This window comes from Paenibacillus sp. IITD108 (assembly GCF_036541265.1).
GTDB lineage: Bacteria > Bacillota > Bacilli > Paenibacillales > Paenibacillaceae > Pristimantibacillus.
In genome coordinates this window covers 37,472-62,916 of the sequence record NZ_JAZHCT010000032.1, presented here as the reverse complement: position 1 = coordinate 62,916, position 25,445 = coordinate 37,472, and the positions used below count along the sequence as shown (strand labels likewise).

The window sequence follows — 25,445 nt, the reverse complement described above, 5'->3', positions numbered from 1 at the left end:
CATTGCCGCTATTCAATCAATATCAGCTAAAAATACGCTAAATTGCTGAAATAGCCGCTAATACAACCGTTAAAAAATTAAAAAGCATAAAATCAGCCCTTTAGCGCCTGTAGCAACCGTTACACACTTTCAACACCAATGTAACGATTCATGATGACAATCATTACTAACTTTTCGACGCCAGTGCCCATAAAAATAGACGCCCTTTAGATTCATGAAAAGTCTAATGGACGCCAAGTTTCTAAACTATGAATCACGGCAACTATTGTCTGCTTTATTACGATTCAAAGCAATTACAACTAGTTGCTTTTTCTACTATTGTAACTGTAACTATTACCTACTTTACTACTGATTACTTCTACTTTTGCCTAATCTACTATTGTTCCCAGCAACTGAACGATGGTGTGCGTGCTTTTAAGCTTTCAGAACGATGGTGAGTGTGCTAACGGTTGCCACAGAGCCTATTCATTAAAAAATAAGGTGTTTTTAAATCTAACGGTTGCCATTGCCGCTATCCAATCAATATTAGCTAAAAATACGCTAAATTGCCGAAATAGCCGCTAATACAACCGTTAAAAAATTAAACAGCATAAAACCAGCCCTTTAGCGGCTGTAGCAACCGTTAGACACTTTGGACGACAAAATAACGATTCATGATATCAATCATTTTTGCCTCAACAGCTAAAGTTACTAATTTTTCGACGCTAATACGATAAAATAGACGCCCATTAGATTCATGAAGAATCTATGGACGCCAAGTTTCTAAACTATGAATCACGGCAACTATTGTCTGCTTTATTACGACTACAATATTGCCTTCTCTATTGTGGTATATTGCAACTTTGCTTACTCCTCTATTGTTTACTGTAACTTTTGCCTTCTTCTATTGTTCATTGTAACTTTTGCCTTCTTCTATTGTTCATTGTAACTTTTGCCTTCTTCTATTGTTCACTGCAACTTTTGCCTTCTTCTATTGTTCATTGTAACTTGTGCATACTATAATATTATTCCCAGCAACTGTTCCTTACTCTACGACTACGCCTTTTTTAATAATCAAATTGGCATAAAGAGCTTTTTCACCCGTTGCAACAATTGCATAGGCGCGCTTAGCCCGCTCATAAAAGGCAAACCTCTCTATTTCCTCAAAGCAATCCGCATCGCCGGCATGCTTATTCACGATCTGCTTGTATTCGTCCCATATCGGCGTTTGCACTGTATCGCCCGGGGTAACTCCCATAAGCGCCGCTGGCTTATCTACGTATTGATCTAGCGGAAACAGCTGAAGCACAGCTTCTAGCAGCTCCGGTATGGAATGGCCATCGCAGCGAATTAATCGGACAGCATGGCTGGCAGCTGGAAAATTGCCGTCTGCAAACACGAGCTCATCGCTATGCCCCATCTCCATCAGCACTTTAAGCAGCTCGGGAGAAATAATACTCGGAATTCCTTTTAGCATATAGTCATCTCCTGCTCTAAAGGTTACTGCATTTTTTGCAGCAGCTGGACGCGGTAAGCCTCGCTTTCCAATGAAGCAATTTCTTCAAATTCAGCATCAGTCAACACTTTCGGCTCCTTGATCGCTTTGGCGATCAAATAAATCTTAGCACTTTCTTCAACAACCTCCGTACGGTAATATGCTTCACGCAAATTCCGCCCGGTCGTTACCAGCCCATGGTTGCCGAGCAAAACAGAGCTCGCTTTATTGACCACTGCCGCATAAGCATCCGCAAGCTTATCTGTCGTAGGAAGGACATACGGTACATATAATGTTTTTCCGACGAGCGCCGCTTGGTCCGGGAACATAATCGGCAGCTCCTGCTCAACAAGCGTAAAGGCAATGCAATAAGGAGGATGAGTATGCACGATAGCGCCAATATCAGGATTTACACGATAAGCGTACAGATGCATTAAAACCTCTGAGGAAGGTCTAAAGCCTGTATCCGTAATTTTACCTGACTCAATATGCACCTCTACCCATTGATCAGGTTCAATTTCATCCAGCGCAAAGCCGCTTGGCGACAAGTACATATACCCGTCATGCTTGGCGCTAATATTGCCGCCTGGTCCTACAACTAATTTATTGGCTACTATTTTTTTCGCGTAACGGCACAGTTCTTCTCGAATCGCTTTACTGCCCATCCTAACACCTACATTCTATTTATATAGTGGTCCAAAATTTGTACACGCACGGTAATCAGCCGCTTCTGCATCCGCTGTTCCGAATAAGCCCCATGCTTTTGGACGGAATATTTTTTCCTCTGCAATATTGTGCATGTTCACAGGAATACGCAGCATTGAAGCTAATGTGATCAAATCTGCACCAATATGTCCAAAGCTGATGGAACCGTGGTTGGCGCCCCAATTGTTCATAACATCGTACACGGAACGGAATGCTCCCTCGCCTGTAATAATTGGTGCAAACCAAGTCGTCGGCCAGGTTGGATCCGTCCGGTTATCAAGCGCCTCATGCACATTCTCTGGCAATTCTACAGAATAGCCCTCTGCTATTTGCAGCACTGGCCCGATGCCCTTCACCATGTTGATGCGCGACATCGTCATCGGCATACCGCCTTTTGTCAAGAAATCGGAAGAATAGCCCCCGCCTCTGAAGTACTCTACATTAGCCGGTCTCCAGGAAGTAGCCGCCAGACAGCGCTTTGCTTCCTCCTCTGTAATTTCCCAGAACGGCTTCATCGCCGGCATGCCGTCCTTCGATTGCTCTCCAGTGCCGTCCAGCGTAGCTGAGCCTGAATTGATCAAATGAATAATTCCGTTTGCCGCTGCGCCGCTGAGCTGGTGACCTGTTACACGCTCAACCGATTCTGGGCTCCAATAAGTACGCACATCCGCAAAAATTTGCGCGGTATTCGTCAGCAGACTGCCAAACAGCATGACGACCCCGTTAAGGCTGTCATTTTCCGTTGCTACTAAATAAGGCGCACGAATGCCGTTCCAGTCGAAGGATGAATTAAGCATCGATTCAAGAAAGTCGCCATTTGGAAAATGATCCGTCCATTGGCGCTGCCCCTGGAAGCCCGATACGATCGCTTGATGACCCAGCGCTTCTTCGCCAAAGCCAAGCTCGGCAAGACGCGGATTGCCAATCATAAGATCGCGGGTAATTTGCGTCATTTTCACAACCGTTTCCCAATCCTGATCCTTCTTCTCTCTGGACTGCTGAATATCAGCTGCATTGTTGTCAACGCCCTCAACACAATGCTCTTTTACCCATGCCATAGCCTTTTCGAATTCTTCCTGATCATAAATCCCTTCGTCCATACGACGGACAAACTCGGACATATCAATGTATTCATTACGCATTCCAAGATACTCCTGGAAAAAGTTATCATTCACGATAGAACCGGCAATCCCCATTGAAACTGAACCCATTGACAAATAGGATTTGCCGCGCATGTAAGCAACGGCCAAACCAGCTTTAGCAAAGCCAATCAATTTATCCTTCACATCACCCGGGATGGACGTATCGGAGGAATCCTGAACCTGCTCGCCATAAATTCCGAATGCAGGCAAGCCTTTCTGAGCATAACCGGCCAATACGGCAGCCAAGTATACGGCGCCAGGTCTCTCGGTTCCGTTAAAGCCCCATACCGCCTTCGGGATCGACGGGTCCATATCCATCGTTTCGGTACCATAGCACCAGCAAGGAGTAACAGTAATGGAAACGCCTACACCTTCACGCGCAAATTTGCTCGCACAGGCTGCGGCTTCAGCTACTCCGCCAATTGTCGTGTCGGCAATGACACATTCCACCGGCTCGCCATTAGGATAGCGAAGATGCTCCGATAGTAACGCTGCAGTTGCTTTAGCCATATTCATCGTTTGCTCTTCCAGTGATTCACGTACACCTTTGCGACGGCCGTCAATGGTCGGTCTAATTCCTATTTTCGGAAAACCAGCTGCATATCTGTACTGCTCAAGCGACATTATAACCCCTCCTGCGTAATTAAAAATGTTATCGATAACATCAATCTAACAATTTATTTGCTTGCTGTCAACGTTAACTTTTAGGTATGATAGGATAAGTATTATCTTACAAGGAGCTACTTGCATGGTTACGATTTATGATATTGCTGCAAAAGCGAATGTATCCGCTATGACGGTTTCCAGAGTTATCAATAACACTGGCAAAATTAGCGACAAGACACGCGCCAAAGTAAAAAAAGTGATGGAGGAAATGAACTATGTCCCCAATCAGACAGCGCGAAATTTAGTGCTTCAGCAAACGAAGCTGCTCTTTTTGCTCATTACGGATATTAATAATCCTTTCTATACGACAATTGCCCGCGGCGCAGAGGATGCCGCCAAGAAGTATGGCTACCGCCTTCTATTTGGAAACAGCGACGAGAACCTAGATAAAGAAGCGGATTATATTACGACTATATTAACGACCCGGGTCGACGGCGTGCTGCTTGCGCCGACAGGCGATCCGTCGCTTCCGCATCTGGAATCGCTGCGCAAGCATAATGTTCCGTTCGTGCTGCTTGATCGCGAGGTGCCTGGCGTTGAGTATGATATTGTGCTTGGTGACAGCAAGGAAGGAGCTCGTCAGCTTGTGGAGCATCTGATTGCGAACGGCCACCGCCAGATCGCAATGATTAACGGCGCCGATACGATATCCAGCGCCCGCCTGCGCCTGCAAGGATATTGTGAAGGCCTGCTTCTGAACGGACTGGAGCCTCGAGAAGATTATATTTACCGGACCAGCTTTGGGGCTCAGCATGATCTCCAGGAGCTGGCCGATTGGCTGCTGTCCTTGCAGCCGGCGCCTACCGCTATTGTGGCTGGCAACAACGTGCTTGCAGTGGAAGCGCTGCGCGTCCTGCGCGAGCGTCATATTCAAGTGCCGGAGCAGCTGTCTATCGTTTGCTTTGACGACTTGGGCCCGTATTCTGAGGCAGAGCCATTTCTAACGGTTGCAGCCCAGCAGGCTTATCAATTTGGCTATATGGGCGTTCAAATGCTCGTAGAGCGGATCGCCGAACGTGAAGCTGTGCAGCCTTGGCGCAAGGTCGTACTGCCTGCCGAGCTTGTCGTAAGAAGATCGGTTCGCAATATATTGCCTCAATAAGTCAAAATTGCGCAATGACGTACAAAATAATGAGCCTGCCAATGCAGCTATTGCTGCTTGGGAGACTGTCGATTAATTGCGGATAGGGCAACAATCAATAGAAAGGGGGCCACTGCGATCAAGATTGGGATTCCGACCGCTGTGCCCACAATTAATCGACAGTCTGCTTGGCAGGCTCCTTGTATTGCTGGCGGTATTCGGTGGGCGAATGTCCGCTCCATTTGCGGAATTGTTTAGTGAAAAACAACGGATCATTATAACCTATCGATGCTGCAACCTGGGCGACTGTCAAATCCCCCTGCAGCAGCTCCTCAGCCTTTTTCATCCGTGTTTTGAATAGGAACTGCTGCGGCGACAAGCCGGTCGCTTCTTTGAACAGCTTCGTTAAATGGGCACGGTGGTAGCCCAGTGTTCGAGCGATAGACTCAATTGATAACTGCTGCGAATACTGCAAAGAAAACATGCGTATAGCCTGCTCCACCTGGCGGTAGGTATGTGCATTAGCCGTGTTTGCAATGTCTAGCTGAACGGCCGGATATTGTACCTGCTCTCCCTTGCTTTCAGCCAGCGCCTGCTCATTTTGCGCAGCCTGCAGCCCCAGCTCATAGAAGATCCTGCGCAGCAGGCTAGCAGCTTTCATATTGCCTAATGCCGGATAAAGCTCCTCCTCAAGGCTGGCTCTAATCCCCTGCAATAAACCGGTAATTTTGCTCTCGAAGCAATTTTTAATAATAGCCCGGTCCGGTGTAATCCCAATTGAACGCAGGGCAGTTTCTACTACCTCTCCGCTGAAAGCAACCCAAGCATAGGTCCAGGGATTATGCTCATCCGCTTCGTATTTCACTAGAATATCAGGAAATATGACAAACACATCTCCTCTTTCGCAAGAAACCGATGTTCCCAGTGTTTCAAATTTCCCTGTGCCCGAAAGGACGATATGAATTAAATAGTAATCATGTACCGCAGGACCGATATAATGACCAGCAATCGGACCGCCTTCCCCGCTAAATAATACAGACATTTCCTGCTTGAGCGGGGCTTCATTCAATGAAACCGAAAAATAATGATGCTGTGGTATTGTCATATGCCGCCGCCTCCCTATCAGCTTTACACAAAAATGATGCAACATTCCTCCATATTGCTATGCGATACTTCCATATTCAACAATTATAATCTCAACTATACTAAAAGTGAATTAAGCTTGTTATTCCAATGTTTATAGGATTGCACTCTTTTTATAACACTTATTCTAAAGGAGGAAGTTTATTTTGTCCAAGATTACATTTATCGGTGCTGGAAGCTCTGTATTTGCTAAAAATATTCTAGGTGATGTTATGCAGACGCCTGCCTTGCAGGGCTTTGAACTGGCCTTGTTTGATATTGATGCGGAAAGATTAAAGGATTCAGAGAAAATGCTGCTGAATTTGCAGAAAACAAGCGGCAGCAGCTGCGTCATTAAAGCCTATAGCAATCGCAAGGATGCGCTGCGCGGTGCAAAGTATATCGTGAACGCAATTCAAGTAGGCGGCTATGATCCGTGTACAATTACAGATTTTGAAATACCGAAGAAATACGGCCTGCGCCAAACAATTGCCGATACTGTAGGGATCGGCGGGCTCTTCCGCAATCTTAGAACGATTCCTGTCATGCTTGATATTGCGCAGGATATTAACGAAGTATGTCCAGACGCGTTGTTCCTCAACTATACGAATCCAATGGCAGTACTTACGAATGCGATGAACACTTATGGCGGCGTAAAAACTGTTGGACTTTGTCACAGCGTGCAGGTTTGCGTGCCGGAATTATTCAAGCTGCTTGGCATGGACGCCGAAGGTGTGAAATGGAATATTGCGGGCATTAACCATATGGCCTGGCTGCTCGAAGTTAGCAAGGATGGCGTAGATTTATATCCGGAGATTAAAAGAAGAGCTGCCGAGAAGCAGCTAGAGAAGCATCATGATATGGTTCGCCTTGAAATGATGCTGAAATTCGGATACTACATTACCGAATCTTCAGAGCATAATGCAGAATACCACCCGTATTTTATTAAGCGCAATTATCCTGAGCTTATCGAACGCTTCAATATTCCTTTGGATGAATATCCGCGCCGCTGCATCAATCAAATCGAAGGCTGGAAATCGATGCGCGAATCGCTCGTTAATAATGCTAATTTGGAGCATTGCCGCAGCCATGAATATGCGTCGTACATCTTTGAGGCAATTGAGACGAATAAGCCATTCAAAATCGGCGGTAATGTTATGAATACAGACCTCATTACGAATCTGCCGAAAGAAGCCTGTGTCGAGGTGCCTTGTCTCGTAGACCGCAACGGCATCCAGCCGATCCATATCGGCAATTTGCCGCCGCAGCTTGCAGCTCTTAACCGTACCAATATCAATACACAGCTGCTAACTCTTGAAGCCGCAGTTACACGCAAGCGTGAGCATATTTATCACGCTGCCATGCTTGATCCTCATACAGGTGCTGAGCTGTCCATGGACGATATCGTATCGTTATGCGATGATCTTATTGAAGCGCACGGCAATTGGCTGCCTGAATATAAATAATACATTCAGCAATTTGTACGTTTTCTCATCCCCTCGCTGCAAGAGCTTGCTCCTGCAGCGTTTTTTTCATGGATTAAGCGTGCTTTTTCTTATGCTTAAAAGTTTTTTCACATTTAGGAAAATTAAGGGCTAATTAGCGAATAATACTTTTGGACAAGTTGCATAATAACTTCAGAAGGAGGATGATAATCAATGGCTAGGAACACAAACCAGCTCGTAGTACCTCAAGCGCGAGCAGCACTTGAGCAAATGAAATACGAAGTAGCTCAAGAGCTTGGCATTCAGCTGCCGCAAGATGGTTATTATGGCAACATGACGACTCGCGACATGGGCTCCATCGGCGGTTCCATTACTCGTCGCCTTGTTCAAATGGCTCAGCAGCAGCTTTCTGGACGCCGCTAATCGTTACATCACAAGCAATAACTTGTATAGAACATTGGAAAAAAATGGCGATCAGAGCCTGGCTCTGCACGCCATTTTTCATTTCTGGCAACAACGATATTAATATAGCTTCCATTTGAACTGAAAAATCGGTAAAATGAATAATATGCCTCTTTACTGAACTACATAACTTCTGAATTTTATATGGAAAGGAATATATGTTTATGATTATTCAACCAAAAACCCGTGGCTTTATTTGTACTACAGCCCATCCTGAGGGCTGCGCTAAACAAGTCCAACGTCAAATAGATTATGTTCGATCCCAGCCCAAGCTTGAAGGTCCGCGCAATGTGCTTGTAATCGGCGCTTCGACCGGCTACGGCCTTGCTTCGAGAATTGTGTCTGCTTTTGGAGCTGGCGCAAATACGGTAGGCGTATATTTTGACAAAGAAGCGGAAGGCTCCCGCACTGCAACAGCAGGCTGGTACAATTCAGCTGCATTTGAACAGGCTGCGGCAGAAGCCGGTCTTAAATCCTACAGCATTGTAGGCGACGCATTCTCCGATGAAATTAAAGCAAAAACAATTGATCTTATTAAAACGGAGCTTGGCCAAATCGACTTGCTCGTATACAGTGTAGCTTCACCTCGCCGCACGCATCCAAAAACAGGCGAAACCTTCTCCTCCGTCATTAAGCCGCTTGGCGAAACTTACAGCAACAAAACCGTTAATTTCCATAGCGGCGAGGTTACGGTTGCTACAATCGAGCCTGCAACAGAGGATGAGCTGCGCCAAACGATCGCTGTAATGGGCGGCGAGGACTGGCAAATGTGGATCGACGAGCTCAAAAAGGCTGGCGTGCTCGCTGATCAGGCTACAACAGTTGCTTACTCTTATCTTGGCCCAGAAATTACACATGCTGTTTATTTGGACGGGACGATCGGCGCTGCCAAAATGGACCTTGAAAAAGCGGCCAAAAATATTAACGAGCAGCTAAGCGCTGCAGGCGGACGGGCTTTCGTATCCGTTAATAAAGCGCTTGTTACGCAATCCAGCTCGGCGATCCCTGTTGTTCCGCTTTATATTTCCGCATTGTACAAGGTGATGAAAGAAAAAGGGCTGCATGAAGGCTGTATTGAGCAAATGTACCGTCTTTTCTCGGAAAGACTATACTCTGGCAAAGAAGTGCCTGTAGACAGCAGAGGGCTTATTCGCATTGACGATTGGGAAATGAAAGAAGACATCCAAAGCGAGGTTGCTCAGCTATGGCAGGACCTTACTACTGAAAATGTATATGAGCTGTCCGATCTTGAAGGCTACCGCCGCGAGTTTTTCCAATTGTTCGGCTTTGAAACGGAAGGCATCGATTATGAGAAAGATACAGATCCAGCTGTAGCTGTCATAAATCTTCGCTAATTTATAAAGATAATACTAATAACGGGGTTGTCGGCCGATGTGTTGACAACCCTTTTTTTGACGTTGTCTTGTCAAAATTGATTTTGCAGCCATACCCAAAATTCCATTATTTGATATTAAAAACTCATATAGTATAATGAAATTGTGTAATCTATAGGAAGTCACGCTGGAAGGAGCTCGCTTATGCTCAAAATTTTCGCTGGTTCATCCAATCCGGAGCTGGCTGAGAAACTATGCGACCAATTAGGCGTTTCCCTTGGGGACGTCTCCTTGTCAAAAATGGAAAGCGGAGAGATTTATGTAGCCTATCAAGAAACAGTACGCGGCTATGATGTGTTCATCGTCCAATCTCTATCTCATCCTGTGAATGAGCATTTGGTCGAGCTGCTCATTATGATAGATGCTGCCAGGAGAGCATCAGCTCGAACGATCAATGTTATCATGCCATACTACGGTTATGCTCGTCAGGAACGAAAATCCGCCCCCCGCGAGCCAATATCGGCCAAAATGGTGGCTGACATTTTGACAACAGCAGGCGCGGATCGGATTATAACGATTGATTTGCATGCAGACCCCATTCAAGGATTTTTCAAAATACCGGTCGATCATCTCACAGCTCTGGATTTAATTATTGACTACCTAAGGCTCAAAAACATTCCAAATCCTGTCGTCGTTTCTCCTGATGCCGGGCGTGCCGCCACGGCTGAGAAGCTTGCTGATCTGCTCAACTGGCCTTTTGCGATAATGATCAAAAACAGGCCTGCCCACAATAAAACCGAAATAACACATATTATTGGAGAAGTCGACGGGATGACTCCGATTATTATTGAGGATTTAATCGATACAGGCGGTACGATTGTAAATGTAGTTGAGGCATTGAAAAAGCGGGGAGCAAAGGATGCCTATATTTGCGCTACGCATGGATTATTTTCAGAAAAAGCGATGAAAAAGCTGCAGCATCCAAGCATTGCCGAAGTTGTTATCACCGATACGATAGCAGCGGAGGAAGCGCCGCCGCCAAACTTTCATGTGCTGTCGATTGCCGACCTGCTGGCTACAGCCATCAACATTATTACTCGCGGCGGTTCGATTGCAACTCTATTCAAAACAGAATAACAGCTGTGCAGAATCAAGGATAATAAGGGCTGCCTCCTTTACGCCATTTTGCGATGGTGTAAAGAGAGGCAGCCCCTTGTTGTCATTTGGACTAACTACGAATCAGTTCGGCCCGATTCGTTAAATCCAGCCATTCCATTTCCTCTTTTGTCAATTTAATGGACGCACCCTCATGACAGGAATGAAGCTCCGCTTCCGACTGCGCTCCAATTAATGCACAGGTTGGAAATGGCTGATTCAGCACATATGCCAATGCAATTTGGATAGCAGACGCGCCTTTTTGTTCAGCCAGCAGTGTGGCGCGGCGCAGTCTCTCCCAATTGTCATCGCTATAAAAAACTCGAACCAGATCCGCATTAGTGCGATCCTCTGGCGAAAAACGGCCAGTAAAGAAGCCTCTAGCTTGCGATGACCAGGACAGCAGCGGCAGCTGCTCGCGCTCATGCCAAGCACAGGTCTCCTCATCAGCAGACACACAGCCTGCCCAGAACGGCTCATTCGCCTTAGCCAGGCTCAAATTTGGGCTGCTGAAGGTAAAACCCGTCAGTCCTCTGTCGGCTGCATATTCATTAGCCTCTTTAATACGCTGCCAGGTCCAATTAGAAACGCCAATCGCGCCTACAGTGCCTGCCTTAATATGGGCATTAAGGGCATCGATTATTTCTGCTACCGGCTTGGAAGGGTCATCGCGATGCAGCGCGTACATATCAATATAATCCGTTTGCAGCCGCTTGATGCTGTCTGCAATATCAGCATCAATGGCTTCTTTATTTACTCGAGGACCCGTTTGATCATGATGAGCCCCCTTCGTTAAAATAACCAGCTTGTCTCTGTTTCCCCGTTCTTTCATATATTTCCCAATGACCTCTTCGCTTTGACCGCCGCAATAAATATGTGCAGTATCCAGCGAATTGCCGCCAATAGCAAGAAAAGCATCCATATTCGCTGCAGCCTTCTCATAGCTGGCAGGATAAAAATAGTCCGTGCCCTTCATTAGTCGGCTGACCGGCTTAGCAATACCCGGTATTGTAATATAATCCATCCTTTTGGCCTCCTTTGCTTCTTTATTTTATGAAATAACAATCCTTGCTCTTTCCTCAGCGGAACGCAAGCAAGCGTCTACTACTTTCATATTGCGAATCGAATCAGACATGCCAAATGCCAGCTTTGCCTCTCCCTTAATTGCTTTTGCCAAATGATCGGCCTGCGCCGTGTAAGCGTTAATATGCTCCACAGCAACTTCTCTGCGCCCATCGCTGGTTTCCACAAAGAAATTTCCGCTGCCTGGCTTAGGTGTTACATAAGCGGACGGTACCTGGATAATGCCTGTTGAACCGACAATTTCCAGCGGATTGCGAAAAGCCGTCCACATGCCGCAGTCGAAAGTTAATGCGATATCACCTGGAAATTCAATGATACCGGACATCATCATATCAACGCCGCCATGGGCATCTGAGAACATCGCTTGCGTCGTTGCCGCCTCCGGCTCGCGCTCCAGCAGCAGTCTGGCCGCGCTAATTGGATATACGCCTACATCATATAAGGAGCCGCCTCCCCACTCCTTTTTGTAGCGCACATTATTCGTATCAGCGGCATTATTAAAGGTAAAGGTGCTATGAATGCCTCGCAGCTCTCCGATTTTGCCGGAGTCTATTATTTGTTTAATCAGCTCATAACGCGGATGATAGCGATACATAAAAGCTTCCGCAAGCAGCTTGCCAGTCTTTTCGCTGACATCAGCCATTTCCTCAGCTTCTTCTGCCGTCAATGCGATCGGCTTCTCGCACAGCACATGCTTGCCCGCCTCCAAAGCCTTGATTGCCCATTCTTTATGCAAATGATTAGGCAGCGGAATATATATTACGTCCAGTGATGAATCCTGCAGCAATTCCTCATAGCTGCCATAGGCAACAGGAATATTCAGTTCGGAAGCCGTCTGTTTGGCCTGCTCCATATTTCTGCTTGCTATAGCAGCCACTTCATTCCATTCAGATAAATGCACACCTGGTATGACTGCCCGTTTTGCTATTCCTGCACAGCCCATAATGCCCCATTTTAATTTTTGAGTGCTCATTTCACCATCACCTCAAACAGTTATTTAAGAATATATTGTTATTATAGATTGAGAGTATTAAAATTAAAATGATATTATTTTGAACCGTATTAGCACTAAATTGTCATAGGAGGATGCTTGTGCACACCAATCAGAGACAAAGCCATTTATTAACTCTATTGCAAAATCCTTATTTTTGCATGCCCGAATCAGTAGGACATTATGTCAATTGGCCTAGTCATCACGTATTTCGCAGCGCAGGAGCTTTAAATAATTTCAATATCCACTTTGTTATATCAGGTAAGGGCTATATAGAAATTGATGATCAGAAATACGAGCTTACAGCAGGTGATGCTGTTCTTTATTTTCCTTTGCAAAAACAACATTATTACAGCAGCAAGGACGATCCCTGGAACATTCGCTGGGTTCATTTTTACGGCGAAAGCTTGTCTGACTATTTCATAGCAAGAAATTTGCATCGCAGCCCTTTATGGAAAATACGCCAGCCCGAGCTTTGGTTTGCAGCTCACGAAGAGCTGCTTAAAGAAACAGAAAAAAACCGCATGCTGCATCCTGGCAAGCTGTCTACCCTTACTTATGCGCTCATTACATTGTTTGTAGAGAATGCTATCCCCTTGTCTGAGCATAAATCAAATAATGCCTCTCAGCGCATCCATGAGCTGCTGCCTATCATGCAGCATGAAGCCGCTGAGCCGTTTTCGCTGGAAAGATGGGCGGATGAGGCTGGCGTAAGTACTCATTATTTTTGCAAGCTATTCAAAAGCGTAATGGAAATGACGCCGATAGAATTTATTACACGCTGCCGCTTGCAAATGGCGAAGCAGTGGCTGCTGGAGCGCAAGGAGGTTTCGATCGGGCAGATTGCCAATGATTCAGGCTATCCGAGTGTAAGTTATTTTAACAAACGCTTCATAGAGCATGAAGGTGTTACGCCGAGCGCATATCGTCAATTATTTGATGTATAATAATTCGTGTATAATAGCAAGTATAGAATAATGTCGAATCATTGAGGCAACCATTTGTGAACCAATAACAGAATGAGCAGCTTGCAAGCAGCGGAAACACGGAGGTGTATACCAGAAATGAAACGATATAGACCCATTTCAATGACTAACAGCAAGGTTTTGAGCTGGATACTGCTAATGTTTTCTTGTCTATTTATACTATTTGGCTGCAGCAATTCCTCATCCCATCCGCCGGATGATCAGAAGCCTGGCAAGGAGCCAAGCAAAACGGCCGTGCCTCAGCAGCCGACAGACAAGCCTGTCCCGTCAGCAGCCAGCACAGCCGAGCCGGAGCAAGCTAATCAGCAAGTCAAGCAAACGCTGGAAAGCATGACCGTTTCACAAAAAATCGGCCAATTGATGCTGATAGGTTTGGAAGGCACTGCGGTTAACAGCGATACAGAAGCGATGCTTAATAACAAGATCGGCGGTTTTATTTTATATAAAAACAATATCAAATCCGCAGAGCAAGCCTGGACGCTACTTAACGATTTGAAACAACGCAATCAAGCGTACGAAATTCCGCTTTGGCTGGGCGTAGATCAGGAAGGCGGAAAAGTAAGCCGTATGCCGGAAGAATTCATCAAAATTCCTTCTCCAAATATTGTAGGCAGCAAGGAAAATCCAGATTATGCGTATCGCACCGGACAAGCAATCGGTTTAGAAGTTAGTTCTCTTGGCTTTAATTTTGACTTCGCTCCAGTGCTAGATATTAACAGCAACCCCAAAAATCCGGTTATCGGCAATCGCGCTTACGGTACGACGCCGGAGCAAGCTGCCCGTTACGCCCTTGAAGCGATGAAGGGAATACAGTCGGAGCAGGTTGCAACATCCGTCAAGCATTTTCCCGGCCATGGTGATACAACTGTTGATTCGCATCAGGATCTTCCTGTTATCCAAAAAAGTAAAAGTGAGCTGGAGAGCTTTGAAACCAAGCCTTTCGTTGAAGCTATTGCGGAGGATGCCGATTCCATTATGGTAGGGCATTTGCTCATACCGGCTATTGATGAGGAATTTCCCGCTTCATTATCTGAGAAAATAGTATCGGATTGGCTGCGCAGCGAGCTCGATTATGACGGAGTCATTATTACGGATGATATGACGATGGGAGGCATTACGAAGCATCGTGATATCGCAGAGGCTGCCTTGCAATCTATATTGGCAGGCACAGATATCGTCTTGATCGGCCACGATCCCAAGCTGCAGCTTAAGGTTTGGGATCGCCTGAATCAGGCTGCTGCTGACGGCATTCTGACGGAGGAAAGAATTAATGAGAGTGTAGAAAGAATTTTAACGCTAAAGCAAAAATACGAGCTGAGCGATGAAGCGACGCCAGTCTTGGATGTTGCTGAACTGAATAAAAAAGTAGACAGTCTGCTGAAGTAATCCAGCAGACTGTCTTTTTGCCATGCGAGCTGTCGCTATTGATTGCTGCTTGCCATGTCGAGCTCAGCGCCTTCAAACTGGCTGTTGTGCAGCTCAGCATAAAAGCCGTGCTGCTCCATCAGCTGCTCATGCGTACCCTGTTCGATTATCTCGCCTTTATTCATAACAAGAATAAGATCGGCATCACGGATCGTGGAGAGACGGTGGGCAATGACAAAGCTTGTCCTGCCCTTCATAAGCACCTTCATCGCTCGTTGAATATTCATTTCGGTCCGGGTGTCCACGTTGCTCGTCGCCTCGTCCAAAATAAGCACAAGCGGATCAGCCAGCAAGGCGCGAGCAATCGTAATGAGCTGCTTCTGTCCTTGCGATATATTAGAGGCATCCTCACTCAGCTGTGTATTGTAGCCTTCAGGAAGTTTGCGTATAAAATCATCGGCATAAGCACTTCTTGCCGCCTGTATGATCTCTTCCTCCGCAGCATTCTCCTTGCCGTAGGCAATATTATCGTATATCGTGCCTTGAAACAGCCATGTATCCTGGATAACCATTGCAAATCTGCTTCTAACCTGTTCGCGGCTCATTCTGCTGAAATCAACGCCGTCCAGCATAATTTTACCAGCATCCGGTTCATAGAAGCGCATGAGCAGATTAATCATCGTAGTTTTGCCAGCCCCAGTAGGCCCTACAATCGCAATCGTTTGCCCCTGCTCTACCTCAATATTTAAATCTTTGATAATCTGCTTATCTTTCTCATAGCCAAAGCCAATATGGTCAAAAGCGATGCGACCGGCCAATTGGTTTATTCCGTCATAATGCGGCTGCTGCTGAGGCTCCTCCTCCTCATCCAGCAATTCAAATATACGTTCAGCAGCGGCAAGCGCCGTCTGAATCATACCTGACAAGCCTGCAGCCTGCGCCATGGGCTGATTAAGCTGCTGGGTATATTGAATGAAAGCCTGTACGTCACCGATCCGTATATTGCCGTTAATAACTAATAAGCCGCCTATTAAACTGACGAGAACATAGCTTATATTTCCGATAAACATCATAATCGGCATCATAATTCCGGACATAAATTGCGCTTTTCTGCCCGCCTCATACAATTTTTCATTCATCTCATTGAATGTGCCTACCGCCTGCTTCTCATAGCCATAAGCTTTTACAACTTGATGGCCGCTGTACATTTCTTCAATATGACCATTGACCGCCCCCAGCTCGGCTTGCTGTCCGACAAAAAACTTTTGCGAGCGTTTCGCAATAAAAGAAATCGCAAAAGCGCTGAGCGGCAATGTAAGCAAGACAACCAAAGACAGCCAAGGACTAATATAAAGCATCATAATGATAATGCCCAAAATAGTTATAACCGACGAAACAAGCTGAGTAATCGCTTGCTGCAGCGAGCTGTTAATACTATCTACATCATTTACAGCCCGGCTAAGCACATCGCCATGCGGATGCTTGTCGAAGTAGCGCAGCGGAAGCCGCATCAGCTTGTCAAATACTTCTCTGCGAATTTTGGCAGCTGTTTTTTGTGCAATAGTTGCCATTAAGTATTGCTGGAGAAACGTAAATAAAGCCGAAAATAAATAAAGCGCGCTTAGCCAAAGCAATATTTTCGCTAAAAAATTGAAATCTACTCCAATTCCTTTTGTAAAGCTCTCGAACAACGACGAGGTTGCATCACCGAGCAGCTTAGGGCTGATTACGCTAAATACGGTTCCTAGAATGGAAGCCAGTACGATTAACGCTATATTGAACCGCTGCGGCTTTAAGTATCCGGCTAACCGCCTCAACGATTGCTTGAAGTTTTTAGGCTTTTCCACCTTGCGGAAACCGCCGTGACCGCCTCCTGGACCAGGTCCGCGCCGATGGCCTGCAGCTTGTCCTCTGTTCGCACTCATACGCTTTCCTCCTCCAATTGCTGGGACTGCACGATTTCCTGATAAATCAAATTGCTTTCCATCAGCTGCTTGTGCGTGCCGCTTCCAACAATTTCTCCTTCATGCAGTACGATAATCTGGTCGGCATCCATAACGGTGCTTACTCTTTGCGCCACGATAATAACAGTAGCTTTTCCTGTTACTTGCTTAAGCGCTTTTCGCAGCCTGGCATCCGTTTTATAATCAAGCGCCGAGAAGCTGTCGTCAAATAAATAAATGCTCGGCTTTCTTGCTAAAGCTCTCGCTATCGATACCCTCTGCTTCTGCCCACCGGACAGATTTCCGCCGCCCTGGCTTACTTCGTCGAGCACACCATTTTCCTTTGCTTTGACGAAATCCGCTGCCTGGGCAATTTCCAGCACATCCTGCTCCTGCTGGTCCGATACATCGCCATTGCCGAAGCGGATATTATCTCTGATCGTTCCGCGAAATAATGCTGCTTTTTGCGGGACATAACCGAGCTGCGCCCTCAGCTGGTCAAGCTTAATGCGCCTGATATCGATTCCGTTAAACATAATTTTTCCGGACTCCACATCATAAAAACGAGGAATCATACGCAAAAGCGTCGATTTACCGGAACCTGTGCTTCCGATAATTGCGGTTGTCTGGCCAGCTCTCGCAGTAAAGGAGACATTATGGAGCGCGCTTTTCTCAGCGCCTGCGTAGTGAAACGTAACCTTGTCAAAGGCTACATCCACGCCGTCAGCAGCGGGCATATCGATCGCCTGCTCGTTATCTTGAATGGATGAGTTTATGTTCAATACTTCGTTAATTCTTTTCGCTGATGCTTGTGCGCGCGGTATCGATACGAATGCCATGGACAGCATCACTAGCGAAATTAAGATCATCATGGCGTATTGTAAAAATGCCATCAGATTGCCGACCTGCATCTCTCCCTGGTCGATACGAATCCCGCCAAACCATATGATTGCAATACTCGTAAAGTTCATAACCAGCATCATGACCGGAAACAAAAGCGCAAGAATGCGGTTAACGCGAATACCTGTATCGCGATAATCCTCATTCGCCTCATTAAATCTCGTTTGCTCATAGCCGACGCGATTAAACGCTCTTACTACCCGCGTTCCTATTAAAGTCTCGCGCAGCAGCAAATTCAATTTATCCGTCTTTTTTTGAAGCAAGCCAAACAGTGGAATCGCCCTGCGGGATATTAAAAAGATAAGCAGTGATAATACTGGCAACGAGGCAAGAAAGATGTAGGAAAGCTTGGCGTCTCTGGATATGGCCAGTATTATGCCGCCAACGAGCATAATCGGCGCTCTAGTCATCATGCCCAGAATCATGGAAGTAACGTCCTGCACCTGTTTAATATCGTTCGTAGTTCTTGTAATTAAAGAAGCTGTGCCAAAACGGTCAAATTCCTGCAAGGATAAACCTTCTACTTGTACAAATAAAGCTTTTCGCACATCCCGGCTGAAGCCCAGCGTAATTCTGGAGGATAAATAGGATACCAGAATGGTAAGCGCTACAGAAATTACCGCACATAGCAGCATAAGCCCGCCAGTTCGCCATACATAGCCGATATTATTGTCCGCAATACCTTTATCGACCAGATCCGCCATTAACGTGGGCAAATAGAGCTCGAGCATAATGCCGCAAAACATTAGGGTAAGTACGGTAACAATGAATAATCGGTAGGGCTTTAGATACTTGAATAAAGCAATCAATTCCATTCCCTCTCTCTAGTTAAAATAACATTGCTCTAACTGTGAACTCATTATAAGTATTGTTCATCCTTGAAGTCAAACCGATAGAAAACAGCGTAAGAGACAGGCCTCTTACGCTGTTTTGCATGAGCGTTATTATTATAGAATGCTTATTTGAATTTTCCGCCGCCGCCGCGAGAGCTGCCCGAACCAAAGGAACCCCCGCCTCCTCCGGAACTGCCGCTTCTGCTGCCGCCAGAGCCGTCTTTGAATGAGCCGCCGCCGCCGCGAGAAGAGCTTGAGGAGCTGCTGCTGCTTGATGACGAACTGTTAGACCAGCTGCTGCTTGATGAACCGCTAAACCAGGAGTTGCCGTTATTGCGCGACTTATGCCTATCATTAATAGTAATATTAGTATGAGTATGTATTATGGATGCTTCAGTCATCTTAAGCTTCTGCTCATACTCTCTTCTTGCCCGCTCTTGCTCTTCAAAGTCATTTTTCATTGCAGCAATAAGCATTCGGCCATTCTGGATATAATCTTCCGCATCAGCATAATAGCCTTGGCTAAGTCTCTCTCCTCAAGCGACTTTCTTATGTTTTAAAAAAGCTTGGAATGGGATATTCCAAGCTTCGTGAATCTATTAGCCGTTCTTTTTCTCGTTTAGCTCCGCCTTCAAAGCAGCAAGCTCATCATCGATTTCCGTATCTCTGGTTGTGCGCATCATTTGCTCTAATTTATTGTCCAAATCTCGATTACCCTCTGCAAGAGATTGCGCAGCTTCTGCCTGATCTCGCATTTTCAAAATTTTCTCTTCCATCTTGGCGAAGGATGCAGCTGCATCATCTGTTCCGACGCCTGACATCGTTTGATTGATTCTTTCCTGAGCCTTGGCAGCTTCCGCCTGGGCAATAAGCGTGCCGCGCTGAGATTTCATCTCTTGCACGCGGTCTTTCATTTCTTGAAGCTGTGTGCGAAGTCTATCCGAGCTTTGCTTGGCGCCGTCATAGCTGACCTGGAGCTTAGCAACCTTCTCCTCATGGCGTTTTTTATCACCCAACGCTTCGCGAGCCAAATCTTCATTGCCCATAGAGAGCGCTTGACGCGCTTGGGAATCGCGCTTGGCTACTGCTTCTTTCGCTTCATTAAGCTCGCGCTCAAATCTTTTCTCCACAGCAATTTGCGAAGTGACAGCGGTTGTCACCTTTGCCACGTCTTCATCCAGCTCTCTTAAAATCTGATCAATCATTTTAACCGGGTCTTCCATCTTATCCAATGCCGAATTGACATTTGCTTTTCCTATTCTAAAAATACGATCAAAAATCCCCATTACAATTCCTCCCTTTATTCATAAACTATTATCTATTCAAATACTACGTGAATAAAAGTGTATGGTTTCATCATAAACAACATTACAAAAGTTGACAATATTTGTTGATGTTTTCATTATGAAAAATTTATGGATCATTGCTAATGTGCTGTATTTGCTGGCCACACGTTCCGCTATTCACCTTAAAATTCTCTTTTTTTAAGTTTCGCGGCCACACATTCCGCTATTCGGCCCTAATGCCTGATTTTTCACCACTTTTTTAACGAATAACGGAACGTGTGTCACTTTGATACCTCAAAACTGCGCTTTTTCGCATAATAACGGAACGTCTGACCTACCTGGCGAATCTACCGATTCGGTGAACGACGAATTTCAACACACCAGAAGACCTCGCCTTTGAATTTATACATCGACTCAACATTAACTTGGATAAGTTACTTAGTCAGCAAGGATTACGAGAACACAATGTCGAACAAGGATAAACGGCTATGTCGTCCTTTGGACAGGCGCGTTTACCGATGAAATATAATATAAGAACGGATACAAGGTTACAAAAACTTATACTTTCTTATATTTTAAGAAAAACGAAGGTCATTTTCGCCTGAGTCAAAGGAAAAAGTGGAACGGAGGATACTGTATTGAGAAGTGAACAAGAAATGATGAATATCCTTATCGACTTTGCTAAAAATGATGATAGAATTCGATTGGTAACTTTAGAAGGGTCACGTACAAACAAAAATATCCTTCCTGATTCATTTCAAGATTATGACATATCTTATTTTGTAAAGGATATTAATTCTTTCAAGGAGAATGATCAGTGGATTCAAGTATTTGGAAAATCTGTAATGATACAAAAACCCGAAGATATGGAGCTTTTTCCATCAGAATTAGGTAATTGGTTTTCATATTTAATCCTTTTTGAGGATGGGAATAAATTAGACCTAACACTCATCCCAATTAACGAGGTGGAAGTTTATTTTACCAATAGCGACGGTTTAGTTGGTGTGTTGCTTGATAAGGATAATCTGATCAAACACGAGTTGACCGCAAATGATCGTCAATATTGGATTAAAAAGCCAACTGCAAAAGAATTTGATGATTGCTGTAATGAGTTCTGGATGGTTTCAACTTATGTAGTAAAAGGATTGGCCAGAAAAGAAATACTTTTTGCTATTGATCATTTAAACAACGTATCAAGGCCTAATTTATTGAGAATGATGGCTTGGAGAATCGGATCAAAGCAAGGATACGACTTTAGTGTAGGGAAGAACTATAAGTTTATAAATCGTTACCTATCAGAAGAAGATTGGGGAAAGCTTCTGTCAACCTATTCTGAGAATGGGTACCAGGAAATGTGGCAGTCTTTATTCATTTGTTATGAGTTATTTAGAACCTACTCAAAAGCTGTGTCAGAAAGTCTCGGATATAAGTATCCAGATTATGATAAAGCTATTACTAAGTATACGGAAAGTATCTATGCTTCATTGTCATGAACAATGCAAATGACCGCTCTCTTCGAAAATTAAAGTAGCCAAACAAGAAAAGCGTTCGGGCAGCTATTTCTACAACTGCTCAAACGCCTTTCTTTACGGTATCATTCTCCAGCATATTGCCGCCGAACGAGATCAGCTCCGCCATCGCACACGCTATGTTATGCTGTTGACAAGACGCAGCACGGTATCTCGCGTCAGCTTATTGCCGCCTGCCGAGATCAGCTTCACCGTCGCATGCGCCAAGGTTAGCGGGATTTTGCAAAAGGTGCGCGCTTGCCCATCCTTCAAGTCTTTAACATACTCATCAGCTACGCCAAGATTGCGGCGCGTATATTGCAGCATTTCCTTCATATCCCAGCCTTTCGGGAAGAAATCGACGCCGCGCTCCAAATCCTCTTTACGATTGCGCAAAATATTGACGGCCTGCAGGCCTCTGCCGAAAGCAACCGCTTTCTGCGGATCTGTTACAGTGCCGTCATGCCAGTACCAAATCTCGGACAGCAATTCGCCAACCATCCCGGCGACACTATAAGTATAGTTGTCCAGATCCTGCTCCGTCTCGATGTTCCAGTCCACATGCACCCACTGTGCCATCTGCTTGGACATGCTGGCAGTGTGACGGAATACGATTTCTCTTGCTGATTCAGGACATAGCTCCGCCCATTCATCCATTCGATAAGTAACTTCAGGCAATTGTGCTTTTTGATCAGCAAACAGATGGCGGACGCTTGCAAGCGGTTCGCCAGTCTGCAAAGCATCATGCACCTTGTTGAGCATATCTACTTTATACTCATCGCTAAGCTCATGATGATCTTCAATTTCGTCAATTGCGCGCATACATAAATATGCAGAGGCAACAGCATCCTGCAAGCTGCCTTTCAGCTTGGAGATGGGGATAAAAAAGGTGCGGCTCGTGTTTTTCAACATTTTCATTGCGTCATTCAAAGTAATAGCTCCTTTGTTTCACTAGCTTTCGCAGCAGCTAATTTGAAATGTTATCAAGGATAAACAACTCTGCTGTCCTCGGGACAGATGTGTGTTTACCGTATACCATCTTAAATTCACAAAAGAAGAGGGCCTCTCAGGTCCTCCTCTAAGCTTGGATACTATTATTTTACACTTTCCTCACGCTGCAAGCAATCGTATAAGAAGTCAACAATGTGAACGGCCTCCATTGCTTTGCCTTCCGCATGCTTGTGGATGCCCAGTTTCATTTGCAATAGACAGCCGGGATTGCTCGTTACGATATACTGCGCAGCTGTAGCGCGCGCATCCACCATCTTATTCTGCAATATTTTATTGGACATTTCAGGCTGAGTCAAATTATAGGTGCCTGCCGAGCCGCAGCATGATTCAGCAGCCTTCATTTCGACATACTGCACGCCTTTTATTTGCTTAAGCAGCTTTCTAGGATTGGCTCCACCCTTCATAACATTTCGCAAATGGCAGGAATCCTGGTACGTAATAACTGCACCGGCTTCGTTTTGCTTAAAAGCATACTTAAGCGGCCTTCCATAATCTGCAAGCAGTGTGCTCACATCCTTCACCCGGCCAGCAAACCACTTGGCATCCTCGCGCATATCGTTATTATTTCGCAGCAAATGATCATATTCCACTAATAAAGCGCCGCAGCCGCCAGCATTAGAAACGATGTAATCCGCACCGCTATCCTTGAACACCTTTACATTATTAATCGCTTGAAGCTCCGCCTGCGCTACCTCGCCGCTATGCGCCTGTATCGCACCGCAGCATTGCTGATCGTCTGGAATGACAATCTCAAAGCCTGCCTCAGACAAAAGCGCTATCGTATTTTTGTTGGTTTCAATAAACATGGAGTCCATCATGCAGCCGCGGAACATGGCTACCGTTGCTACTTTTTCGCCCTTTGCCTTTATGCGTGTCCCCATTAGCTCGACAACGCCTTTGCTTGAGCCCTGCGGCATAATGGCCTCCATATTTTTCATGTGCTCACCCAAAATACCAGCCGAACCTGTTTTTCGTACAAATTTTTGCAAGCCAGATTTTTCGTAAATTTCAAGCCCTTTGCCAAGCAGCTTCATGCGCTTTTGATTTGGGAATACTTTCTTAAGCAATACATGACGCACGCCGTTCACCCAAGCGCGATGTGTTGTATGCTTTTCGATTGCATCTCTAGCCTGCTCGATGAGATGGCCGTATTTCACGTCAGCCGGACAAGCAGGCTCGCAGGCGCGGCAGCCAAGACAGTGATTCATTTGGTCTTCAAAAGCGATTCCCGGCTCCATTATGCCGTCCACAGCAGCTTTCATAAGCGATATCCGGCCGCGCGGCGATTCCGCCTCAATGCCTGTTATTTTGAACGTCGGGCACACCGGCAAACAAAAGCCGCAGCGCATGCAGTTAGTTAGCTGATCATAATCTAGCTGCAGCTTCAAGGTTTGGCGCAGTGCCTCTACATTGCCCTTTTGTTTTTTAGGCGCTTCATTGCGCTCTGCAACATTAGCCACGTTCAATCACCACCCTGCGGCGAGATTCCTTGGCGAATATTTTTCCAGGATTAAGCAAGTGCTGAGGATCAAAGGCAGCTTTAATATTTTTCATAACCATAATGCCGCTCTCCCCCATTTTCCACTCCAAAAACGGCGCCTTGACCATGCCTACGCCATGCTCGCCTGTAATTGTACCGCCTAACGAAATAGCGGCCTCAAAAATTTCCGCAAAGGCTTGCTCAACGCGATGCACCTCATCCTTATCTCTTGCATCTGTCGTTGCCGTTGGATGCAAATTGCCGTCGCCAGCATGGCCAAAGGTGCATATTTGCACATTATATTTTTTAGCGATCCGATTAATTTCCATCACCATATCCGCGATTTTGGAGCGAGGCACTGTTGCATCCTCCAAAATAGTCGTAGGGCGAAGGCGGGCAAGCGCCGTGAACGCACTTCTTCTTGCCGTAAGCAGCTTGGTCGCTTCCTCCTCGGTTTCGGCAATCGTTGCTGCATCCGCATTGTGCTTGCGGCAAATCTCTGCAATAAGCGCGATATCGCGCTCAACCATTTGCTCGTCTCCATCCTGCTCAATAATAAGCATCGCTTCTGTATCATGCGGCAGTCCAAGCTTGGCAAAATCATCAACAACGCGGATAGTCGGGTTATCTAAAAATTCAAGTGTCGCTGGAATAATACGATTTTCGATAATGGCAGAAACGGTGCGCGCCGCATCATATAAATCATGGAACATGGCAAGCATCGTCTTTTTATATTTAGGCTTGGGAATAAGCTTGAGCGTCGCTTCCGTAATAATAGCAAGCGTACCTTCCGAACCGACCAGCAGCTTGGTCAAATCGTAGCCTGCAACATCCTTCATCAGCTTGCCGCCTGTACGGAGCACCTCGCCGGAAGCAAGCACACATTCAAGTCCCAGCACATAATCTTTCGTCGTGCCATACTTCAATCCGCGGAGGCCGCCCGAGCATTCTGCGATATTGCCGCCAATTGTCGAGATGGACATGCTGCTCGGATCTGGCGGATAGAACAAGCCCTCTGCTTCAACATGAGCAATAAACTGGCTTGTAATAACGCCCGGCTGAACTGTAGCCGTCAAGTTATTCAGATCCACTTCCAATATGCGATTCATACGGTGCATCACCATTACAATGCCGCCTTGAACAGGGACAGTGCCGCCGCATAGATTGGTGCCTGAGCCGCGCCCTATCAAAGGAATATGGTGCTTGCTTAATACGCGCATAATGTTGGAAACTTCCTCAGTCGAAGCTGGATATATGACGCCGTCCGGCAAATGCTGCAGCATTGGGGTTCCGTCAAAGGAATGAGTAACTAATGATTCCATATCATCCTTAAAATAATCTTTACCTACGATTGAGCGCAATTCTTGCTTTACCTGCTCGTTTATCATACTGTCCCTCCGTTGGCAAATATAATTGATCATGTCATCTGATGACTTTTTCTTTAGTATAGCTTATGATTGAATAGATGTATAT

General features: G+C 45.7%; 21 protein-coding genes. 8 read left to right on the top strand and 13 right to left on the bottom strand.

The genetic code is table 11. From position 1 onward, the window contains the following. Positions 1-1,024 precede the first annotated feature (1,024 nt). The 3 genes from fucU to V1L65_RS22535 are packed head-to-tail and all read right to left on the bottom strand — an operon-like array spanning position 1,025 to position 3,945. Positions 1,025-1,456 (bottom strand): L-fucose mutarotase, encoded by a 432-nt coding sequence (fucU, locus tag V1L65_RS22545; RefSeq protein WP_331701519.1) that lies wholly within the window; start codon positions 1,454-1,456, stop codon positions 1,025-1,027. A gap of 23 nt (positions 1,457-1,479) precedes the next feature. After that, positions 1,480-2,139, bottom strand: coding sequence for a class II aldolase/adducin family protein (locus tag V1L65_RS22540; RefSeq protein ID WP_331701518.1), 660 nt, complete (start codon positions 2,137-2,139; stop codon positions 1,480-1,482). A gap of 15 nt (positions 2,140-2,154) precedes the next feature. After that, positions 2,155-3,945 carry an L-fucose isomerase gene (locus tag V1L65_RS22535; protein WP_331701517.1) on the bottom strand — a complete coding sequence of 597 codons (1,791 nt, stop codon included), beginning with the start codon at positions 3,943-3,945 and terminating at the stop codon, positions 2,155-2,157. Positions 3,946-4,069: 124 nt separating this feature from the next. Here V1L65_RS22535 and V1L65_RS22530 point away from each other — a divergent pair, with 124 nt between their 5' ends. Beyond that, positions 4,070-5,089 carry a LacI family DNA-binding transcriptional regulator gene (locus tag V1L65_RS22530; protein WP_331701516.1) on the top strand — a complete coding sequence of 340 codons (1,020 nt, stop codon included), beginning with the start codon at positions 4,070-4,072 and terminating at the stop codon, positions 5,087-5,089. Positions 5,090-5,240: 151 nt separating this feature from the next. Here V1L65_RS22530 and V1L65_RS22525 read toward each other — a convergent pair whose 3' ends face one another. Then, positions 5,241-6,173 (bottom strand): AraC family transcriptional regulator, encoded by a 933-nt coding sequence (locus V1L65_RS22525; protein WP_331701515.1) that lies wholly within the window; start codon positions 6,171-6,173, stop codon positions 5,241-5,243. A gap of 184 nt (positions 6,174-6,357) precedes the next feature. On the opposite strand from V1L65_RS22525, the gene V1L65_RS22520 reads away from it, so the two are divergent. The 4 genes from V1L65_RS22520 to V1L65_RS22505 all read left to right on the top strand — a co-directional run bounded on the left by V1L65_RS22520 (position 6,358) and on the right by V1L65_RS22505 (position 10,568). Next, on the top strand, positions 6,358-7,656 hold the full coding sequence (locus tag V1L65_RS22520; protein ID WP_331701514.1) for an alpha-glucosidase/alpha-galactosidase: 1,299 nt from the start codon (positions 6,358-6,360) through the stop codon (positions 7,654-7,656). Positions 7,657-7,848: 192 nt separating this feature from the next. Continuing rightward, positions 7,849-8,058 carry an alpha/beta-type small acid-soluble spore protein gene (locus V1L65_RS22515; protein ID WP_331701513.1) on the top strand — a complete coding sequence of 70 codons (210 nt, stop codon included), beginning with the start codon at positions 7,849-7,851 and terminating at the stop codon, positions 8,056-8,058. A gap of 203 nt (positions 8,059-8,261) precedes the next feature. Further along, positions 8,262-9,452, top strand: a complete 1,191-nt coding sequence (fabV, locus tag V1L65_RS22510) for an enoyl-ACP reductase FabV (protein WP_331701511.1) — start codon at positions 8,262-8,264, stop codon at positions 9,450-9,452. Between the two features lie 183 nt (positions 9,453-9,635). Next, a complete protein-coding gene (locus V1L65_RS22505) occupies positions 9,636-10,568 on the top strand; it encodes a ribose-phosphate diphosphokinase (protein ID WP_331701510.1) in 933 nt (310 codons plus the stop codon). A gap of 91 nt (positions 10,569-10,659) precedes the next feature. Here V1L65_RS22505 and V1L65_RS22500 read toward each other — a convergent pair whose 3' ends face one another. Both V1L65_RS22500 and V1L65_RS22495 read right to left on the bottom strand, forming a co-directional pair. Next, a complete protein-coding gene (locus tag V1L65_RS22500) occupies positions 10,660-11,610 on the bottom strand; it encodes an aldo/keto reductase (protein WP_331701509.1) in 951 nt (316 codons plus the stop codon). 27 nt (positions 11,611-11,637) lie between these two features. Next, positions 11,638-12,642: a Gfo/Idh/MocA family protein gene (locus tag V1L65_RS22495; RefSeq protein WP_331701508.1), complete on the bottom strand. Its 1,005-nt coding sequence runs from the start codon at positions 12,640-12,642 to the stop codon at positions 11,638-11,640. 179 nt (positions 12,643-12,821) lie between these two features. Here V1L65_RS22495 and V1L65_RS22490 point away from each other — a divergent pair, with 179 nt between their 5' ends. Together V1L65_RS22490 and nagZ are read left to right on the top strand one after the other, a co-directional pair. After that, positions 12,822-13,607, top strand: a complete 786-nt coding sequence (locus V1L65_RS22490; RefSeq protein ID WP_331701523.1) for an AraC family transcriptional regulator — start codon at positions 12,822-12,824, stop codon at positions 13,605-13,607. 117 nt (positions 13,608-13,724) lie between these two features. Continuing rightward, the gene (gene nagZ, locus V1L65_RS22485) at positions 13,725-15,032 is read left to right on the top strand and encodes a beta-N-acetylhexosaminidase (RefSeq protein ID WP_331701507.1); all 1,308 of its coding nucleotides are present in this window, start codon (positions 13,725-13,727) and stop codon (positions 15,030-15,032) included. Positions 15,033-15,067: 35 nt separating this feature from the next. Here nagZ and V1L65_RS22480 read toward each other — a convergent pair whose 3' ends face one another. The 4 genes from V1L65_RS22480 to V1L65_RS22465 all read right to left on the bottom strand — a co-directional run bounded on the left by V1L65_RS22480 (position 15,068) and on the right by V1L65_RS22465 (position 19,973). Then, positions 15,068-16,936: an ABC transporter ATP-binding protein gene (locus V1L65_RS22480; RefSeq protein WP_331701506.1), complete on the bottom strand. Its 1,869-nt coding sequence runs from the start codon at positions 16,934-16,936 to the stop codon at positions 15,068-15,070. Next, positions 16,933-18,663: an ABC transporter ATP-binding protein gene (locus V1L65_RS22475; protein ID WP_331701522.1), complete on the bottom strand. Its 1,731-nt coding sequence runs from the start codon at positions 18,661-18,663 to the stop codon at positions 16,933-16,935. The genes V1L65_RS22480 and V1L65_RS22475 overlap by 4 nt, the downstream gene beginning before the upstream one ends. Before the next feature lie 149 nt (positions 18,664-18,812). After that, on the bottom strand, positions 18,813-19,163 hold the full coding sequence (locus V1L65_RS22470; protein ID WP_331701505.1) for a hypothetical protein: 351 nt from the start codon (positions 19,161-19,163) through the stop codon (positions 18,813-18,815). A gap of 123 nt (positions 19,164-19,286) precedes the next feature. Then, complete coding sequence (locus tag V1L65_RS22465) at positions 19,287-19,973, bottom strand: PspA/IM30 family protein (protein WP_331701504.1); 687 nt, start codon at positions 19,971-19,973, stop codon at positions 19,287-19,289. 638 nt (positions 19,974-20,611) lie between these two features. Between V1L65_RS22465 and ant(6) the strand changes: the two genes are divergently transcribed. Next, positions 20,612-21,466, top strand: coding sequence for an aminoglycoside 6-adenylyltransferase (gene ant(6), locus V1L65_RS22460; RefSeq protein ID WP_331701503.1), 855 nt, complete (start codon positions 20,612-20,614; stop codon positions 21,464-21,466). A 153-nt stretch (positions 21,467-21,619) separates the two neighbouring features. Here ant(6) and V1L65_RS22455 read toward each other — a convergent pair whose 3' ends face one another. The 3 genes from V1L65_RS22455 to V1L65_RS22445 form a co-directional block, all read right to left on the bottom strand. Beyond that, positions 21,620-22,399, bottom strand: coding sequence for a squalene/phytoene synthase family protein (locus V1L65_RS22455; protein ID WP_331701521.1), 780 nt, complete (start codon positions 22,397-22,399; stop codon positions 21,620-21,622). A gap of 176 nt (positions 22,400-22,575) precedes the next feature. Continuing rightward, positions 22,576-23,952: a (Fe-S)-binding protein gene (locus V1L65_RS22450; RefSeq protein ID WP_331701502.1), complete on the bottom strand. Its 1,377-nt coding sequence runs from the start codon at positions 23,950-23,952 to the stop codon at positions 22,576-22,578. Beyond that, positions 23,945-25,360, bottom strand: a complete 1,416-nt coding sequence (locus V1L65_RS22445; RefSeq protein ID WP_331701501.1) for an FAD-binding oxidoreductase — start codon at positions 25,358-25,360, stop codon at positions 23,945-23,947. The genes V1L65_RS22450 and V1L65_RS22445 overlap by 8 nt, the downstream gene beginning before the upstream one ends. Positions 25,361-25,445: the final 85 nt, after the last annotated feature.

What these genes read in the sequence shown, in the direction of transcription:
- fucU (WP_331701519.1), bottom strand. Translation starts at nt 1,456, where the DNA reads ATGCTAAAAGGAATTCCGAGTATTATTTCTCCCGAGCTGCTTAAAGTG.
- V1L65_RS22540 (WP_331701518.1), bottom strand. Translation starts at nt 2,139, where the DNA reads ATGGGCAGTAAAGCGATTCGAGAAGAACTGTGCCGTTACGCGAAAAAA.
- V1L65_RS22535 (WP_331701517.1), bottom strand. Translation starts at nt 3,945, where the DNA reads ATGTCGCTTGAGCAGTACAGATATGCAGCTGGTTTTCCGAAAATAGGA.
- V1L65_RS22530 (WP_331701516.1), top strand. Translation starts at nt 4,070, where the DNA reads ATGGTTACGATTTATGATATTGCTGCAAAAGCGAATGTATCCGCTATG.
- V1L65_RS22525 (WP_331701515.1), bottom strand. Translation starts at nt 6,173, where the DNA reads ATGACAATACCACAGCATCATTATTTTTCGGTTTCATTGAATGAAGCC.
- V1L65_RS22515 (WP_331701513.1), top strand. Translation starts at nt 7,849, where the DNA reads ATGGCTAGGAACACAAACCAGCTCGTAGTACCTCAAGCGCGAGCAGCA.
- fabV (WP_331701511.1), top strand. Translation starts at nt 8,262, where the DNA reads ATGATTATTCAACCAAAAACCCGTGGCTTTATTTGTACTACAGCCCAT.
- V1L65_RS22505 (WP_331701510.1), top strand. Translation starts at nt 9,636, where the DNA reads ATGCTCAAAATTTTCGCTGGTTCATCCAATCCGGAGCTGGCTGAGAAA.
- V1L65_RS22500 (WP_331701509.1), bottom strand. Translation starts at nt 11,610, where the DNA reads ATGGATTATATTACAATACCGGGTATTGCTAAGCCGGTCAGCCGACTA.
- V1L65_RS22495 (WP_331701508.1), bottom strand. Translation starts at nt 12,642, where the DNA reads ATGAGCACTCAAAAATTAAAATGGGGCATTATGGGCTGTGCAGGAATA.
- V1L65_RS22490 (WP_331701523.1), top strand. Translation starts at nt 12,822, where the DNA reads ATGCCCGAATCAGTAGGACATTATGTCAATTGGCCTAGTCATCACGTA.
- nagZ (WP_331701507.1), top strand. Translation starts at nt 13,725, where the DNA reads ATGAAACGATATAGACCCATTTCAATGACTAACAGCAAGGTTTTGAGC.
- V1L65_RS22480 (WP_331701506.1), bottom strand. Translation starts at nt 16,936, where the DNA reads ATGAGTGCGAACAGAGGACAAGCTGCAGGCCATCGGCGCGGACCTGGT.
- V1L65_RS22470 (WP_331701505.1), bottom strand. Translation starts at nt 19,163, where the DNA reads ATGCTTATTGCTGCAATGAAAAATGACTTTGAAGAGCAAGAGCGGGCA.
- V1L65_RS22465 (WP_331701504.1), bottom strand. Translation starts at nt 19,973, where the DNA reads ATGGGGATTTTTGATCGTATTTTTAGAATAGGAAAAGCAAATGTCAAT.
- V1L65_RS22455 (WP_331701521.1), bottom strand. Translation starts at nt 22,399, where the DNA reads ATGAAAATGTTGAAAAACACGAGCCGCACCTTTTTTATCCCCATCTCC.
- V1L65_RS22445 (WP_331701501.1), bottom strand. Translation starts at nt 25,360, where the DNA reads ATGATAAACGAGCAGGTAAAGCAAGAATTGCGCTCAATCGTAGGTAAA.